Source organism: Bradyrhizobium sp. CCGUVB1N3, from assembly GCF_024199925.1.
Taxonomy (GTDB): domain Bacteria; phylum Pseudomonadota; class Alphaproteobacteria; order Rhizobiales; family Xanthobacteraceae; genus Bradyrhizobium.
In genome coordinates, this window is sequence record NZ_JANADR010000001.1 from 7,427,831 (window position 1) to 7,444,038 (window position 16,208).

Genomic DNA, 16,208 nt, shown 5'->3' on the forward strand with positions numbered 1-16,208 from the left:
AGAACAGGGACTCGATCGATTCTCGGCTTCTAACCGCTCCACGGTCATCAGCCGACGATATCCCGGAGTTCAGGGGACAATGGGGGGACCCTCACGCGGCGCTCGGGGCATCCCCGGCGGAACAAGGGCAGGTCCCCGCGGGGGCGCAATTTGCCGATTACGATCAGGAGCAGCTTTGGCGGGATGTGGAGCAAGCCGGATCGCGGGCGACGGCCGGGTGGGACGGTTCTTGGTCGGGACCGTCGTTGCAATCGGATCAAACTGCCGGGTCGCAAACGGTCAGTTACGACCAGGATCAGCTTTGGTGCGAGGTGGACCAAGCCGGAGGGCGGCCACCTGCCGCGTTGGGCGCGCCCCCCTGGTCGGGGCTATCGTCGCAGTCGGATCAATCTGCGCGCTCCGAGGCAACTTGGTCGCCACAGATACCGCCCAGCTTTGATTGGAGTCTATTTCCCGACGGGACGCCCGCTTGGTCGCCGTCCATTTGGCAGGACCTGCGAGATGATGCACATGATGTGTCGGCGTTTCCGAGCACAACCTCCGATGCGTTGGAAGCGCCGTCCCCCGATCGCAGCGGGCGGGTGCTCGGCGCTGGGGAATGGCTGGGCGACCAGCATATCCTGCGGGATTACGAACTGCTGATGCAGGACTTGCAGCAGAACGATCCGGACCTTGCCGCCCGGACGCGGCTCGTCGATCCCCTCATCGCCCACTATCAACTGCGCCTGGGACTTGCGAGCGTGATGCTCGCCGCCTTCCAGCGCATTGTAAATGTCGGTGGTAACGATACAGCCGACTTCCTGTTCATGCCAGTGAGCGACGCCAGTGCTTCGGATCCTGTTCGCCGCGGCACCCACTGGTCGCTGCTGCTCGTTGACCGTCGCGAGCGGGCAAGTCCAGTTGCCTATCACTACGACTCTCACCGGGGACAAAACGATGAGCTTGCAGAAAGACTCGCACTACGGCTGCGTGCGCGCCTTGAGTCCGTCCGCATGACCCAGCAGCGGAACGACTATGATTGCGGCGTCTTCGTGGTGGATGGCACGCGGACGCTGGTTAGCCGATTGTCGGAAAGATGGCGGCCGGCCGAGCTGCACCTTGACAACCTCATCGTCGATCGGCTGGCACTGCGAAACCGACTGGCGGGTTGACGTCAGCCTCTACTGATAGAGCTGGGCTTGGAGCGGCTCTCGCCGAGACCTGGGCTTACGGCACCGGTCCCTTGTCGCTGAAGCCATGGTCGGGCCGCAGCCGTCCACCGAAACTGATGCGTCACGACCGTCAGATTAGCCGGCCACGGTCAAAGCGCTCGCGATTGGGCCTGCCGGCCAAAGCTTGGCGCACCATCGCGTGGCGCAAGGAGCGAACGAAAAACTGAGCTCGCGCTTTGATGGCGTGCGGGTCCGTGCGGGCGTACCGTGATTATTGGCAAACCTCCCGATGATTGCAGCAATGATTGCTGCATCGAATGGTACGCATCCGACGACGGTCCGTGGGTAGGCCGTTTTGGAAGGTTGATCGCGCTTAAGCGGCGCGACCAGTCATGGAAACCGAGCTGCGAAACCCTGCTTTGCAAATCGAACTGAAGCGCTCATTCAGGATGTTCCAGTCGATCAGCGATGCCAAACCGCACCAGCGGATGACCCATGTCGATGATCTGATCGAGCGCCGGAAGCAACAGGTTTTTCTGGCGATCATCCCGCGGCTTGCTCATCGCATTCCCCAATGTCGACGACGCCGTCAGGGAATCACGAATCGCCCAAAAGAAAAATCCTAAAACGCAAGAAAGCGAGGTCCAACACCCCGCCTTCCTGTAAAATCGAATACTATATCAAGACCAACCCTGCTTATTTCTCAGGTCAATCCGCATTCTTCACCGACGACTCATCCGGCGCCGCCCCGTCCTCCCAAAGATCACGATTGCGACGGAGTCACGTGGAAGCGGACATCGTCAACCGTTTGCAATCAACGAACGCTTCACAGTTCGATGCCGCGATCGCTGAGCACCTGGTGCAGGACCTCACTTTTGATCTCGCGGGCGATTTCTTTAATGATCTCGGCTCCGAGCCCCCGTTCGGCATCGAGATCGCCTATCAGACCACGCTCCGCGAGCCCCTGGTTCAGGCGGGTTTGAAACTCCTCGCCCGACGCCTCGGCGAGCCGCGCCTGCATCTCGGCATGGTCTTCGGGGGCGATGCGCCTCATAACCGTCTCCCACGGTTGCCAGCTCGTTGCCAGATAGTCCGTAAAGCCCGTCGTCTCCTGGCTCCGCACAGAGGTCTCGGCGCTGGCAATGTCTTCCTCGTTGACGTGAGAGACATTCAAGAAGCGCATGTCCGGGGCGATGTGCCGGAGCTCCAGCGGCTCGCGCAGCTGCGTCTGGTAGGCAAGATAGACCTCGATCTCGTCGACCTCGGCGTCCGGGTCGGCAAGGCGGAGCGAATCGACCCTCTGGCGCGCGATCCTGTCCAGCGCTTCCAAGCGGAACATGACACGGCCATGCTGGAGCAATTCGTCGAGCCGACCGTCATAGGCGCCTTCTTCGACGTCAGCGTTCACGCGTGCGGTCTGCATGCGGTTCCAGGTCAAAGTGATGCGATCCTCACAGCTCATGCTTGCTTCGGAAGCCAGCTCGAAGAGCTGCTCGCGCAATGGCGGCCTTGCCATCCCCTGCCGCAGATCCTCGATCACCGCCTGCCGGAACGCGTCATTGCTATAGTTCACAGTGCCCCGGAGCCTGTCGAGGAAACGTGCATAGTCCTGGGCACCCGGCTCCAGGGCGAATCGTTGCCAGGCGGCTACCGCCGCCGGCTCGCCCTCCAGCCAGTCCGCGACAACCTCGTGCAGGGGCCGCGGCTCAACTTCCTCCGCGCCTTCGTCCATCGAGAGAAAGATCTGCGGGCCAGCATAGTCCCCGGCGTGCATGGCTGCCGACAGGTGGGTCACCACCGGCTCAGGCAGCGGATTATTTTCCAAATCAACGCTGGACTCGCGACCTAGGTGCGTCAGCAGGGTGTCGGGAACGCTGGTCAGCTGATTGTTGCGGGCGCCGAGCCAGAGGAGCTCGGCGGGGAACGTCTCGGGCAGGTTGGTCAGCCCGTTGTGGCCAGCGCTCAGCCATTCGAGCCCTGCGGGGAGGGGCTCGGGCAGATTGGTAAGCTGATTGTAGTCGACGTTCAGGCGCTGGAGCCTGGCTGGCAAGTCGGGCAGACTGGTCAGCCGGTTGCCGCTGGCATCCAACTCGCGAAGCGTTGGCGGAAGGGCGGTCAGATGCGTTAGCTGGTTATTGTCGACCATCAGGCGCCGGAGCCGGGGTGGCAGGCCTGCGGGCAGGCTGGTCAGCCTGTTGCTGATGGCGTAGAGCCGCCGGAGATCGGTCGGAAGGGGGGCGGGCAAGGCGGTCAGGGACAAGGAAGATAGATCCAGACTCTCATGGACATCGCCCTGCTCCCGCCAATCACTGGTTCGACTAACCGCCTCTTGCCGGTTCTCGCCTTCTGCCTGCCTCTCTTCGGCAGCCCAACCCGCCAAGATCTGATCCTGGGACGAGCCGGGGTCGGCGGCAGATACCCGCGTATTCGTCAAGGCTTCGGCCCATCGCGCCGCGGCGGGAGACCCAGGTTCGGAGGTTTCGGAATCGGACGTTTCGATCTCGGAAGATTCCGAGGCGGCGCCGGCGCCAAGCTGCACCTGTTCTGTATTCATCGAGGCCGTCTCTTCGGTAGCCAAATCATTAAGGGAATGCGCCGGAGCGGCGCTGTTCGAAGCTCGCGGCTGTCACCGCTGGTGGTGATCACCACGACTGATGAAGCAGGCGAATAAAAGATCGGCTCCCGTCAAACACCGCCCAACACGTTTCTCCATTTTACCCACCGAGCAGTGCTGCCAGAGATAGCGCGTCCGCACCAAATCTCAGTTTCCAATCGCTTCAGATTGCTAAAGGGATCCATCATTCCCCTCTGCCAGATCTGAGCTGATCAGGCCGGGCCTGTCTGTCCAGATCGAGACGTTCTCATGCTCTGACCGGTTTTGCTGTCGATAAGCTGACAAACCCCATAACGATCCCAAATTGCACGGATGGAACTCTCGAAGATTTCGAAGCCAGCAGTCCGCTGAAGAAAAGCCGGCAACTGTCAATCAGAGCTTCGAGCTGACAGGTGCCGATGGCGGCGTGCCGGCAGCTTGCGCTCACGGTTGGCGAGCTTGGTGCGCTTTGGGGGGCGCGGCCGGCCTCGCGCTGTTCGGCCCGCGCCAGCCAGACGGTGCGGACGAAAGAAAAGAAAAGCAAGGGATGCACGTCTGAACGACAACTGCTCGACTTGATCGAGTCCACTCCGCAGCACGGGCGCGCCGGGCATGCGATGCGGCAGTGACGGTCGCCCGCTTGTCGTTCTTCAATGAGCAGAAGCTCATCATGCGAAAGAGCGCCGTGACTTCCGTTGTTGCACGGCCATCGTTGGCGACCTCCTCCACAATATTGCGCCGATTGCTAGAGGTGACCCGCTCCCCCCAAATTCCAGTGCACGACTTCCAGCGGACGCTCATTCTATCGGCGCCGTTTCACGAGGCGCAAGACATCAGCTCGCCGCTGCCGAATCAGCAATGCTGCAGCGAATTGCAGCATTGACGCATCTATATCTGCGAATCGAGGCTCATAACGGGCAACGCCGAACGGACATGCAAGGCAGGAACTTCGCCGGGACGGTGACGCCGGATGCTTCCTGCTTTGTGCACCGCTTTGTTTCGATTCTGATCCAATCAGTCTTAGGATCATGCCGAAAGCTATGCCGCTTGATTCAATGTTCGCCGGTCGGTCCAATCGAATCGTGTTCGCCTGGCACACCCTCGACATCTTTCGATTCGGGCAATTGCTGGTGGACTTGGACAGGAGATGATTGAGCGGAACGCGACACAGGCGCGGCATGGTAGCGCTTGGTCAGCGGCATCAGACCGGTCGCGAAGAGCAGACTCAAGATCGTTACGCCGAACACCCTGAAGGTCACCCAGACATCCGTACTCTGGGTTCGCCAGATGACCTCGTTCAAGATCGCCATGCCTGCGAAAAACGCCGCCCAGAGGAGGGTGAGGATACGCCAGCCCTTCGGTGTCAGATTGAAAATGTGATCCAATAGCACCACAATGAAGGAGCGGCCAAACAGAAGTCCACCGCCGAGAACCGCCGAAAGCAGTGCGCTGACGACTGTTGCATCGAGCTTGATGAACGTCTCGTCATGCATCACCAGCGTCAGCGTACCGAATACCAGCACGCTGACGCAGGTGATCAGCGCTGTGATCGGCATGTAACCCTTCACCACGAGGGAGACGATCTCTGCCAGGACAGTCACCCCCATGAATGCGGCAGTAGCCGCGAACAGCTGAAATTTCGCGTTCACACCATAGAAGACGATCAGCGGACCGAGCTCGGTTAAGAAGAACATCTTACGCGGTGAGTCTTGTCCATGAACTGCGTTTGTCACCATTTCAAATCCATCTTTCGTACCCGCATAACGCTAAGACATAGAATATGCAATTTAATGTTGCGTAGGCAGGTCCCGCTCTTCGCATGGCATGCTTGCATTAACCGCAGCCTCGGTTCGGCACGCTGCTTGCCTCGCAACAGAAGCGGAGGGGCTAAATCTTGCAATCCAAAACGTGCTCACGATCAAGCCGCAACGGTCATTTTGGGACAAGATCATCATTCTTCACGGACAGCGGCACTGGTTTCAAAACAGAGACGAACTCTACAAGGATGGGCAGCGGCTCTCGCGTCACTCTTACGACGTCTATCTGCTCCTCGCTTCAGAACATGGCATGAGTGCGATGGCCGATCTCGAGCTCGCGAAGAGCTGCGCTGATCACCCTCGTCCTTATTTCGATCGAAAGCCTCTCGACCTCGATCTGGCTACTCCCGGGACGTTCGGCATCGCGCCACCCGAGGGCATGCTCGGCCCCCTGGAGGAAGATTACGACAAGATGGACGGCATGATCTTCGGAGAAATCCCACCGTTTCAAGACATCATCGAACGAATCGCAGAAGCGACCTTGAACAATCGACCGAAATCCGGAAACGAGAAGGTCGGACTCGGCCATCCTGCGAGATCGAACACCCGAATAGGCCGCCGCCGCCGATCAGCACCGGCAAGCCGCGCTCTCCTAGCCAGAGCATGATTTGGACACGTGTGAAGCGGCGTTCCCTGGCGACGCGCGCGGCGCGTTCGTGCGGAAATCATAAGAGTCCGAAGTGCGAAGACCACGCTCCCAATCTCACTGCGCTTTAGGCATGCCGATCGCGCTGACCGCCATTGCGGGGGCGCAAGGTGAGCACGGCCCTGCGGCTGCTCTGAATCGGCACGAGCCTGCCGATCCTCCCAATGGCATGATCGCGGGAAGCGGGGGTGCGGACTGGCTTTGTGGGCGCGTCCGCCAATGGCGGCCCGGGCTTTACTCGCTGCGCTCGCCGAGCCTTGGGTCTTGGCCCCTTCGGGTAGCAATCCCTCGCGTAAGACATCCTGAGCTCCTCGCCGGGGACACTCGGGAAAGGGGCCCGCCGGCATGACGAAGTATGCCGGCGTCGCTATCACTGCCCCTGTCCCGGGTGCCCTTTTAACCGGTCTCCTCGCGGCACTCGGTCCCGCGTGCCGCCTTCGGCGTCGCTATGCTCACGCTCTTGCGGGTGCCATTTTCAATGAGGCGATGCGCCCCTGGCGCACGCCTGGCCCCAGGCGACAGTCTCGTCATCGACCACAGAATGACACATCGCGCTTTTGTGACTCTCTTGCTCGCGCTTGCAACTCCTTTCGTTTTCGAGGCGGAGGGTCAGCGCAATTCCACGCATCGATGGCAAAGCCGATCCCAGGTAAAAATGCAGCTGGAGTGCTGAGGCATCTTTCAGTTTTGACCAAGGACGATCCTATTGCTCGATCGATCCTTCGGTCGCGCCTCCCATTTGGTCTACACCATTGTTCGGCAGCACCCAAAGTCGATCCTGTGTGTGCGTCAGCGAGCCCGCTAACTCGTCAAAGGCCGTCTTCATATCGGCATAGGCAGCCTCCTTCAACTCGACATCGGCCGGATCCACCCCCACGTAGGCGGCCGCCTCCGTTAAATAGTCCGGGTGCTTGGGCATTTGAATCTCGTTGGTCCAGCCTAGACCGAGATATGGGAAGTGATCGGCCGGCAGGGTGACCCGGCTGTCGTCCAGCTTCGCAAGGTAGTCCGCCGCCCAATCGTGGATTGTATAGGCTTCAAGTTTGTCCATCATCGACCGCCAGCGCTTGATACGCTCATCGCGCGGCATCTCTGCCGCCTTGGATATCGCGACTGCGATGTCTTCCGGGCGGTTCGGATCTATGAGCAGTGCTTCATCCTCATTGAACCCTTCAGCCGCACCGGCAAACTTCGACAAAACCAGAACGCCGGGATCGTCCGGATCTTGTGCGGCAACATATTCTTTTGCCACCAGATTCATGCCGTCGGCCAATGGCGTCACAACACCAACGTCCGCGGCGCGGTAAAGACGGGCGAGTGCAGCCTGGCTGAAGGGTTCGTTCTTGTAGTGGACCGGTTTGAAATTGTCCGTGCTATGCTCGGCATTGACTTGGTTGATCGCTTTCTCGACATCTTTGCTATACTCCTGATACGCTTCGATGTCGGCGCGTGAGGGGGGCGCGATCTGCAGGAGCGAGATGCTGCCCGGATTGGCCGCCAACACGTGGTTGAAGGCTTCGACCCGCTTGTCGATACCCTTGGTATACTCGAGCCGGTCGACGCCGATCGCAAGCTTGGGGCCACTGAGCTGCTCCAGCAAAGACGAGATTTTTGCTTCCTCCTCAGCAGGAAGCTCTGCAGGAAGATGTTCTGTGAACTGCTTCGGATCGATACTGATTGGAAAATTATGACATCGCGACTGGCCACGCTCCGTGAGCACTACGCCATCCTTGCTCTCCAGCCCGAGATGTGACTTCAGACAGGCAAGGAAATTGCTCACGTCCCGTTTTGTCTGAAAGCCGATCAGATCGTACTCCAGCATCGATTTCATCAGTTTACGATGATTGGGCACTCGTTCGATCATGTCAGGCGTCGGCCATGGCGTATGGAGGAAGAAGCCGGTCGGCCGGTCGACGCCGATTTTATGCAGATCAGCCGCGAGCGGAATCAAATGATAATCATGCACCCAGAATGCGTCCCGATCCCGCAAGTTGAACGCCACCTGCGCGATATGGTCGTTGATTGCGCGATAGCTTTCATAGTCACCTTCCTCGCCCGAGATGCGGTCGGCGAGGGAGTGGAGCACCGGCCACAGCATCGAATTCGAAAAACCTCGATAATAGCCACGATGGGGCCCTTTCGGCAGATCGAGCCTGGCCACGTGACCTTCGCCAATCTTCTCGAGCGACAGGGACCGGTCAATCTGATCGCTCCGCTTGTCCGACGAGCCTATCCAGATCGCGCCGGAGCGTTCCACGACGGGCTCGAGGGCCGCGGCAAGCCCCCCGGTCTGGGCTTTAGTGGGGTCGAAGGGCGAAACGCGGTTCGAAATGACGACAAGCTTCATGTCTGATTGCTGGGCTGTCGCATTGCGGTTGACCTCGGACTGCACCGAGACACCAGGACCGGCAGCACCTGTATCGCCTTGTGGCTCTTGTCCCGGTGGTGGCGCGCTCAGTTGCTGGTCGAAGACCGCCTGATCCATTCGTTCATGTTGCTCAGTGGCGAATGATGTACTATCGGGAACCGACGCTGCTGCGTTGAGTGTGTCAGAAATTCGATCCATTCCGTATCTCCGTTTTGATACAGCCTCGCAGAGTTTCCTTGTCAGCTAGCAGGCATAGCTTTCTGGAAGCTGACGAGTGTTGGAGCCAGTGCCCCCCTCGTGTCCTTTCGCCATCTTCACGCTTCTTGCTCCACATGTGGATGCCGGTATCGCACTGAAGCGCCTGCTACGAGAGCTGATCTCGTTGATCCGCTCCAAAATGAAAGCCGCCGCGCAATTCATGCGTCCGGTCGCGTTTCGATGTCGGTTCAATGCGGATGATCTTAGCGATGCTCGTCATGATCGCCCCTGTGGGGTCGCCGCGCGGATAGAGCCGCCCCCCTTGCCTTCTAGAAGGCGATCGAACGGCAAGCGGTACGGGCCGGCAATGGCAGCGACACAGCTATTTTCCGCCGGCGCGTTCCGCGCCTTTGCATCGCGAATCAAAATAGCTGTGCCTCTGCCATCCTCCGCTCTGCTTCGGCCCTCCGCTTTGCTACGGGTGCTGTTCCGTTCCGCTCGCCGTCATGTGATCGCCACGAAGGCCGCGATGGGCGCGGCCGATCCGACAAAGGACCTCACCATGACGACCGACAACGACGACCCTCAATTCGAGCCGCTCTTTGCTTCGTCCCCGACCGATCACGTTCTCGCCGAACTTCAACTCTTCGGATATCGTCCCTTGCATGACGAGCCCGATCCACGGCTGCTTCCCGATAGCATGGCGATCACCGGCGCCGTCGCCGATATCTTCGATGCGCTCGTCTCGACGTTGAATGACACGCGCCTGGAACCTGACCTCGAGGACTTGCTCTGGTCGACCGTCAATCTCTTCCATCGCGCAGCGGGCCGCATTGAACACGAGCTCGACGCCAACGAGCAGGCGCAGCAGAAGAGCCAACGCGAGCAGAACGGCTCGGAGGTACGATCCGTCGAGCTCGAACGACTCATCGCCCAGGGCATGACGCTCATCGAACGCCGCAACGCCATGGAGCTCTTTCGCGACCAGGCTGCCGAACGCTTCGAAGTCCACACCGGTTCGCCTTGGCGGCCGCGCTCCGGGTCAATGGTCAGCCATCGTACCCTCACCGCCGCGATGATCGACAGCCGCGATTTTCTCGCTGCCAGGCGTAGGGCCGAAACCGAGGTGTTGTTCCCACCTGGGCCAAAGGTCGCACTCACCGGTGGGCTCGAATTCAACGACGTTTCGCTCGTCTGGGATCGCCTCGACAAGGTCCACGCAAAACATCCCGATATGGTTCTCCTGCACGGCGGCTCACCGAAAGGCGCCGAATTGATCGCTGCCAAATGGGCCAGCCATCGCAAGGTGCCGCAGATCGCCTTCAAGCCGGACTGGACGAAACATGCAAAGGCCGCACCATTCAAGCGTAACGACGCGATGCTCGACATCATGCCGATCGGAGTCATGCACTTTCCGGGCACAGGCATCCAGGACAACCTCGCCGACAAGGCGAAGAAGCTCGGTATCCCGGTCTGGAAGTTTGGCAAGGACGGCGCGTGAGCGCCGTCCTGGTTGACGCTGAAAGCTATGGCATGGCACGCTGAAAGGATCGATGGCGCAGGGGTCGATGGTGCATCGAGACACCGAGCCGGTGGGTCGGTCCTCTCCGTTCCTTGTTCGCTTCCTTGGAGTTCCACTATTCACGCGGACAGTGATCCAGAAAGAGTGCTGCTCCGGTCGTTGCCGTGCCGAAAAAAGCGCGCGCATAACGGGCGCCAAGTCATCCCGGCGGTATCTATCAATTATTTTCCAGCCGGCCTTTGATTTGGATCGCCTGTCTAAGCTTCCGTGTACGAAATAGCGAGATTTTCGCAGATCGACGCAAACGCCTTTTTCGCTTCGGCGTCCTCGAAGCAAAAGCGCACCCCTTTGTCACCACGCTCGATCCACCAGTCCGCCTTGTGTCCTTTGGAAACGCGGGATGCCTCCTCGCGCAACTGATCCAGTACTCTTCCGTAAGCACGCACAATCACACAGTTTTCCATCTCAACGCTCATTGCAGGAAGGTAACACAGGCCAAGAAACACACACCAAGAAACACACGCCAAGCAACACACGCCAAGCAACACATATCCAGAAGGCGCTGCCATGACAAATGTGAATCGTTGGCCGGCCACCGCCCGCTGTATCCTCGGACATGATGTCGACTCGGCGCATGTTTTCCTCGCGCGCTCCGGCTTTTACGTTGAGTTCCTGCACCTGCCGATGGAGGCGAGCGAAGAATTTCTGCGACGTCTTGTTATTATTTTTTGGTCGGATGTGCAGCTTTTGGTGCGCGCTCGGCTGGGCGATTTCTACAAAATGCGATGGATCCGCAAAGGTGCGATGCTGGTCGCGTTTTCCCCGTGATGGTTTCGAATGTCTACTGGAGTTGGGCGAACGATTGTATGGCCGGCCTATTTGCGCTTGCTGCCTGCGTAATCGTGGACCGTCTGATCAAGTGCGCAATGATCCGCCGTGCCTATGCCGAGATGCGTAGGCTCTACGGCGCCGAATGGGGAAACGGATAGGCAGCTGCCACCATCCGGCGAAGGCGAACAGCGGCCGCGAGCTTACGAGAGCAAGCCAGGCCAACCTGATCGTCGGATCCGGCTCTGTCGCGTATTCGGCAAAGCTGTTGGCCGGTACCGCGAAAGCGGTTGTTTCGGATTCCGCCAGGCGCGCCAGTTGCGAACGAGGCGGCATCGCCGACGTTTGTTACCGGTGCGCCGGTTCCAGTTTGTGCTCACGGCAAATCACCTCCCGCATCATCACGACCTCGCGCCCGCCGGAACCGACGTTGCGGATGACGAGCGCCAACTCATCCCATAAGCGCGTGCGCGTCCGCCGCCAGCCTTCAAGATGAGTGAGCTCTGGTCTTTCGAATCGCAACCTACGTAATGATACGGAGGTCGGCCGTCGTACTTTCTTGATCTGCGAAATGCATCGTCGCCGACATGCCATACAGACCAATCTACGATCCACACCTCTGGCGCAGTCGTGCGCTCGCAACGCGTCTCAAAGCGGATTTGCTCAGCCCCGGCAAACCCAGAGACAGGCTCCTAAAAGTCGCCGAGGAATACGACAAGCTAGCCCGGTACGCAGAACGGTGCGACGCGCACACAACCGACCAAGATTCGGATTCGTGTCACGATTTCTGATCGTTCTTTCGCTGTCTTGACTGAATCCTCGAGCGACTCGCTTCGAGCCAAGACGGATGCCTTAGACAGATACCTTGGACAGATGCCTTGGACGGATGCCTTGGCCTGATCTTTGCCAGTTGCTTTCCCCTGCCAGCACTTGTTCGTCCGCGGATGTCGGGGTCCTTCGGCGAAATCCTCCGCATCATTCGCGTTGCCAATCCACAACGTACGCGCACCATCGGCGCGCCGATGGTTCGGAATGCACACACTTTTGCCGATAATCGATCTCAAAAAGTCGAAAACGACCAGAGAGGCAAGCAGTATTGATTCAGGCCGAAAAAAGCGTGGTCGAGCACATGCTCGCATCGTTGACAATCAGCGCGCTGCAGAGCCGGGCCGCTCCAACCCACGAACAGGTGATGCATCATTTGGAGCTTGCGTACGAAAGAGCGGGTCTGATCCCGACGCAGGCATCTGCGATCCGGGTACTGGAGCGTATCTCACGTGAGATCAACAAGGCCGAGACGGTGTTGGAGTTCATCGGCCGAGGCGAGGGGCACCCACACTGAATTGACGCACGAGGCTCCCTCACGCCTCGCTCATCACACGATCTGAGTGACGGAAGGAAGCAGGATGTCGGTCCAGCTCGCGGTCTGACTAGCCCATCCTGTCTTTGATCTGTGCAGCGATGCCAATCATTGTGCCTTCGATACCGTTGCGAGGGAGCCTAAGGGAGCTGTTGCGAAACCGGCATCCCTCGGCCGCAAGGGCGGGGCACGATCACAGCGCGATTTTCGATCGGATGCTTTTCCGTGTTCGGCGCGCAGGATCACAAGTGGCGAGCAGCGCCTCGCTATCGTCGATCGGCCCTTTTCATCACCTTGTCGTGTTTGACGCACCAGCCAAGCGGGCGCTGCAGGTGAATGCAGAGCTTTCGTCGGTCTCATGTCAATCGTCGATGGGGCGAAGATCCGTTCGAACGAGACGCTTCGTTCCTGTCCAGCGCTCGAGCTCGCCAAAACGCTGATGTGGTGCCAGACGCATCTGGCGAGTAGCGGCACTTGCGGAGGGTGAAAGGGGTTTCTAACTCCGCAAACGCTATCGGGCTAGAACGCGATCCGGTTTGGAAGTTCGCCAAGGACCGCTCGCAAGTCCGCTTTGGTCGATTCCAACCAGAATCGGACGCAACGGGCGAATTGTCCTCGAGACCTCAATCGCTACAAAACCTGCATCTCCATATGATGCGGAGTTTGCGCCGCGATTTGATCACGTTTTGGTTCTATACAATCAGTCGCGCCGTGGTGGTGGTGGAAGGCGCAGTCCGTACTCTCTTGAGCGGGAACCACCACCGTGCTTGCCCTTGGACTTGCCCTCAATCTCGTTGGGCTCGGCCTCTTGTTCTGGCTGATCTTTGCTCTCGCAGTCTATGCCCTCCCATTCTTTGTTGCGGTCAGCGCCGCTGCAATGGCATTGGAGCGCGGCGCCGGGATGACTGGCGCGCTCATTGTCGCCATCATCAGTGCCGCCTCGATGCTCGCCATTGGTCAATTCGCCCATTCTGTGGCGCGGCCGATCATCTTGCGCGGCATGATTGGCGGAGTATTTGCCATTCCGGCAGGAATTTCTGGATACCATGTCATGCTCGCCTTATCGCAGATCGGCGTATCCTCGCCGTTCTGGCGTGAGGCCTTCGCATGCGTCGGCGCAATCTTCATCGCCTCGAAGGCCTGGACGCAGATCACTGTCTTGAGCGGGCCAGATGCGGCGCCGAGCAGGTTGACCAATTCTGCGTCAACCGGCTCTCTCGTCCGCGACGCCTGAGGAAATCGTCCCTGGCCGCTACATCTGGGTTGCTTTTCCTCTGTGGGTGCCGAGGCCTCATTGCAGGAGCTTTTCGGGGAAGGGCGGACTTCGTCGCGCTCAATCGGACTCTGCCAGCCTCATTCGGCCCTGACACGGGCCAGTGGGAGGGGCTTGGTTGCGGCTTTTTGCCTGGCGGCAATGTCGCCTTTTCCCGCACGCTCTTTCTTTCTCTGCGCCGAAACCTGCCGCCTTCTTGTGTTGCAAAGCGAGGTCTGCCACGTCTTTTCCCGCTTAAGTCTGTGTTCAGCGCTCGGACGCACCTCGCCTCGTTGGCTTGATCTGGCCGAAGACCGGCTGCGCCTCGATCGTCTGAGACGCAATGCCGCCGGTGAGACTTTCTTCCCCTGGGCTAACGCCCATTCCTCGCGAGACAAGAAAGTCTCCCCGCCGGCATCCTCCGCCTAACGCTCCGGCCCGCGGAAAGACGCGGGTGCGTCGCCGATCGTCTTCGGCTGTCAGATCGCCATCGAGGCCGCGGTGGTCGCGGGGCTCGACACAAACCAAGGAGAAGTGACATGGCTACCATCGGTTCTTTCAAGAAGGTCGGCTCCGATTTCCAGGGCGAGATCGTCACGCTGAGCCTGCAGGCCAGGGGCGTCCGCATCGTCGCCGAGGCCAACCGCTCAAACGAGAACGCTCCCAGCCACCGCGTCTATGTGGGCCGGGCAGAAATCGGGGCGGCCTGGTCCAAGCGCTCCGAGGAAGGCCGCGACTACCTCTCGCTCAAGCTCGATGACCCCTCGTTCAACGCGCCGATCTACGCCAACCTCTTCGACGATGAAGACGGCGAAGGCTGTACGCTGCTCTGGTCGCGGCCGCGCAAGACCGGCGAGTAAGCCTCACAACACCTACGCCCCGCCCGATCTACTCGGGCGGGGCGTTCTTTTGGGTAGAGCGCACCCAAGTCGCGTGCGAGAAGGGCTTATGGCCAAGAATAAGGTTGCCATCGGCGAGCATCGGCGGCATCGGCTGGCCGGTACTACGTCTTGCGCCCGAAGCGAACGGGGCAGGCGGACCACGAAAGCGCGGCCGAAAACGATCAACGAGGCCAAAGGCACGTTTCGTCTCTCAAGAACCGGAACAATCTAACGGCGACTGAGATGTCCGGCCATTCAGGCGTTAGGCATCAGGTCGCCCGCTCCGCTCTCTGGGCTTGGTTTCCGGTTCTTGGAGACCCAAGGGAGACGACATCAGTTCTCGGTTCATAAATTCTGCGAGCTTTATCGCGCGATTATTCGATTGACGCATCAAGGAATGTAGAAACTTGCCCACCGAGAACGTCACCATCAGCATGATGGGGCGAGGTTTCGCCCTCGCGCGCGCCTTTGGTTGCAGCAGTTGTCAATCACGAGCATTCGACTCTCATTGATGAATGGTGACGGACCCTAGATGACGGAGAACACGTGCAAGTCTAAGCCCGTGAGGCGCATATGAATGCATTCGCAATGTAAATGATATCCATCAACACAATCGATTTTCTTTAGTCGTCCTAACGAGGAATACGAAGGCATCGGGCAGCGACATGGGGGTGAATCCTAAGGAGCATTTGCGATGGAAAGGTTTATCTGGGGGAGCTCGAGTGACAATAGCCTCTTCGGCGGCAGCGGCGACGATCTGATGATGGATCCCCGCGGCAATGACTGGATCGACGGGGGGGCTGGCAACGACTCCATCTCGGCCGGCGAGGGCAATGACCGGGTCTTCGGTGGTGCCGGTAATGACCAGGTCTTCGGCGAAGAGGGCAACGACTATCTCTATGGCGGCGACTACGGCGGCAATAACCGCGACCAACCGCGCATCATCGGTGTAGACAATGACAAGCTCTACGGCGGCCCCGGCGATGATGTGCTCTTTGCCGGTGACGGCAGGGATTTTCTGAGCGGTGGCTCCGGCCACGACACCTTTGTCTTCCAGTTCCACGACCCGATCCCCGGGCTCGACCCGAAGTACGGGCCGGATCCGGACAATACCAGCATCTGGGATTTCGATCCGGCGCAGGACACTCTCGCCTTTGATGCCGTGGGTCTCTATAACGACGGATCCAGAGCGAACTTCGTCAACCACGCCAGTGAGCAGCCGGGCTATCCGGTTGACACGTTTTACAGCGGCCCGGCCTTCGGTGCCAATGGCGAACACGTGGTGGTAATCACTGATCGGTCTTTCGCCTCCGGTACTCAGGCGGCGAGTGCGATCTCCCACGAGAGCGCCGGCGACATCATCGTCTACCACGACTACCAGACCCAAACCGCGAATTTGGCCTTTGTCACGTCCGCGAACCACGTGGACGAATTCGCCCATCTGGGCAGCTTTCAAGGTGTGGCCGATCTGGCCCATCTGCACCTGACCGCGTCAGACTTTACCTTCGTCTGATCGAGCCACGTCCCGCCATCTCGGCGGGACGCTTTGTGCCATCACTCCTCTGGCGCAACAAGGATGCTGCCGCACCTCG

Annotated in this window: 13 protein-coding genes and 1 pseudogene; 9 read left to right on the plus strand and 5 right to left on the minus strand. The window is 59.5% G+C overall.

The genetic code is table 11. The annotated features are described in order from the left end of the window. The first annotated feature begins 515 nt into the window (after positions 1 to 515). A complete protein-coding gene (locus tag NLM33_RS35415) occupies positions 516 to 1,151 on the plus strand; it encodes a Ulp1 family isopeptidase (RefSeq protein ID WP_254103119.1) in 636 nt (211 codons plus the stop codon). Between the two features lie 412 nt (positions 1,152 to 1,563). Here the strand turns inward: NLM33_RS35415 and NLM33_RS35420 are convergent. Together NLM33_RS35420 and NLM33_RS35425 are read right to left on the minus strand one after the other, a co-directional pair. Beyond that, positions 1,564 to 1,714 (minus strand): annotated as a pseudogene (locus tag NLM33_RS35420) (IS5/IS1182 family transposase); the annotation flags it as partial. A 263-nt stretch (positions 1,715 to 1,977) separates the two neighbouring features. Beyond that, complete coding sequence (locus tag NLM33_RS35425; RefSeq protein WP_254103120.1) at positions 1,978 to 3,705, minus strand: NEL-type E3 ubiquitin ligase domain-containing protein; 1,728 nt, start codon at positions 3,703 to 3,705, stop codon at positions 1,978 to 1,980. Positions 3,706 to 4,369: 664 nt separating this feature from the next. Between NLM33_RS35425 and NLM33_RS35430 the strand changes: the two genes are divergently transcribed. Beyond that, positions 4,370 to 4,627 carry a hypothetical protein gene (locus tag NLM33_RS35430; protein ID WP_254103121.1) on the plus strand — a complete coding sequence of 86 codons (258 nt, stop codon included), beginning with the start codon at positions 4,370 to 4,372 and terminating at the stop codon, positions 4,625 to 4,627. Between the two features lie 169 nt (positions 4,628 to 4,796). Here the strand turns inward: NLM33_RS35430 and NLM33_RS35435 are convergent, their stop codons facing one another. Further along, the gene (locus tag NLM33_RS35435; RefSeq protein WP_371930022.1) at positions 4,797 to 5,480 is read right to left on the minus strand and encodes a septation protein A; all 684 of its coding nucleotides are present in this window, start codon (positions 5,478 to 5,480) and stop codon (positions 4,797 to 4,799) included. 88 nt (positions 5,481 to 5,568) lie between these two features. On the opposite strand from NLM33_RS35435, the gene NLM33_RS35440 reads away from it, so the two are divergent. Then, the gene (locus NLM33_RS35440) at positions 5,569 to 6,168 is read left to right on the plus strand and encodes a nucleotidyl transferase AbiEii/AbiGii toxin family protein (RefSeq protein WP_254103122.1); all 600 of its coding nucleotides are present in this window, start codon (positions 5,569 to 5,571) and stop codon (positions 6,166 to 6,168) included. A 742-nt stretch (positions 6,169 to 6,910) separates the two neighbouring features. Here the strand turns inward: NLM33_RS35440 and NLM33_RS35445 are convergent. Continuing rightward, on the minus strand, positions 6,911 to 8,773 hold the full coding sequence (locus NLM33_RS35445; RefSeq protein ID WP_254103123.1) for a trehalose-6-phosphate synthase: 1,863 nt from the start codon (positions 8,771 to 8,773) through the stop codon (positions 6,911 to 6,913). 562 nt (positions 8,774 to 9,335) lie between these two features. Here NLM33_RS35445 and NLM33_RS35450 point away from each other — a divergent pair. Then, positions 9,336 to 10,274 carry a DUF2493 domain-containing protein gene (locus NLM33_RS35450; RefSeq protein ID WP_254103124.1) on the plus strand — a complete coding sequence of 313 codons (939 nt, stop codon included), beginning with the start codon at positions 9,336 to 9,338 and terminating at the stop codon, positions 10,272 to 10,274. A 278-nt stretch (positions 10,275 to 10,552) separates the two neighbouring features. Here NLM33_RS35450 and NLM33_RS35455 read toward each other — a convergent pair whose 3' ends face one another. Beyond that, entirely contained in the window at positions 10,553 to 10,759 is a 207-nt protein-coding gene (locus tag NLM33_RS35455) for a hypothetical protein (protein WP_254103125.1), read from the minus strand. Positions 10,760 to 10,862: 103 nt separating this feature from the next. On the opposite strand from NLM33_RS35455, the gene NLM33_RS35460 reads away from it, so the two are divergent. From NLM33_RS35460 to NLM33_RS35480, 5 genes are all read left to right on the plus strand, one after another. Next, positions 10,863 to 11,123 carry a hypothetical protein gene (locus tag NLM33_RS35460; protein ID WP_254103126.1) on the plus strand — a complete coding sequence of 87 codons (261 nt, stop codon included), beginning with the start codon at positions 10,863 to 10,865 and terminating at the stop codon, positions 11,121 to 11,123. A gap of 1,096 nt (positions 11,124 to 12,219) precedes the next feature. Further along, positions 12,220 to 12,465 (plus strand): hypothetical protein, encoded by a 246-nt coding sequence (locus tag NLM33_RS35465; protein WP_254103127.1) that lies wholly within the window; start codon positions 12,220 to 12,222, stop codon positions 12,463 to 12,465. Positions 12,466 to 13,291: 826 nt separating this feature from the next. Further along, positions 13,292 to 13,717, plus strand: a complete 426-nt coding sequence (locus NLM33_RS35470; protein WP_254103128.1) for a hypothetical protein — start codon at positions 13,292 to 13,294, stop codon at positions 13,715 to 13,717. Positions 13,718 to 14,274: 557 nt separating this feature from the next. After that, the gene (locus NLM33_RS35475) at positions 14,275 to 14,595 is read left to right on the plus strand and encodes a DUF736 domain-containing protein (RefSeq protein WP_254103129.1); all 321 of its coding nucleotides are present in this window, start codon (positions 14,275 to 14,277) and stop codon (positions 14,593 to 14,595) included. 715 nt (positions 14,596 to 15,310) lie between these two features. Further along, positions 15,311 to 16,129 carry a calcium-binding protein gene (locus NLM33_RS35480; protein ID WP_254103130.1) on the plus strand — a complete coding sequence of 273 codons (819 nt, stop codon included), beginning with the start codon at positions 15,311 to 15,313 and terminating at the stop codon, positions 16,127 to 16,129. Positions 16,130 to 16,208 lie beyond the last annotated feature (79 nt).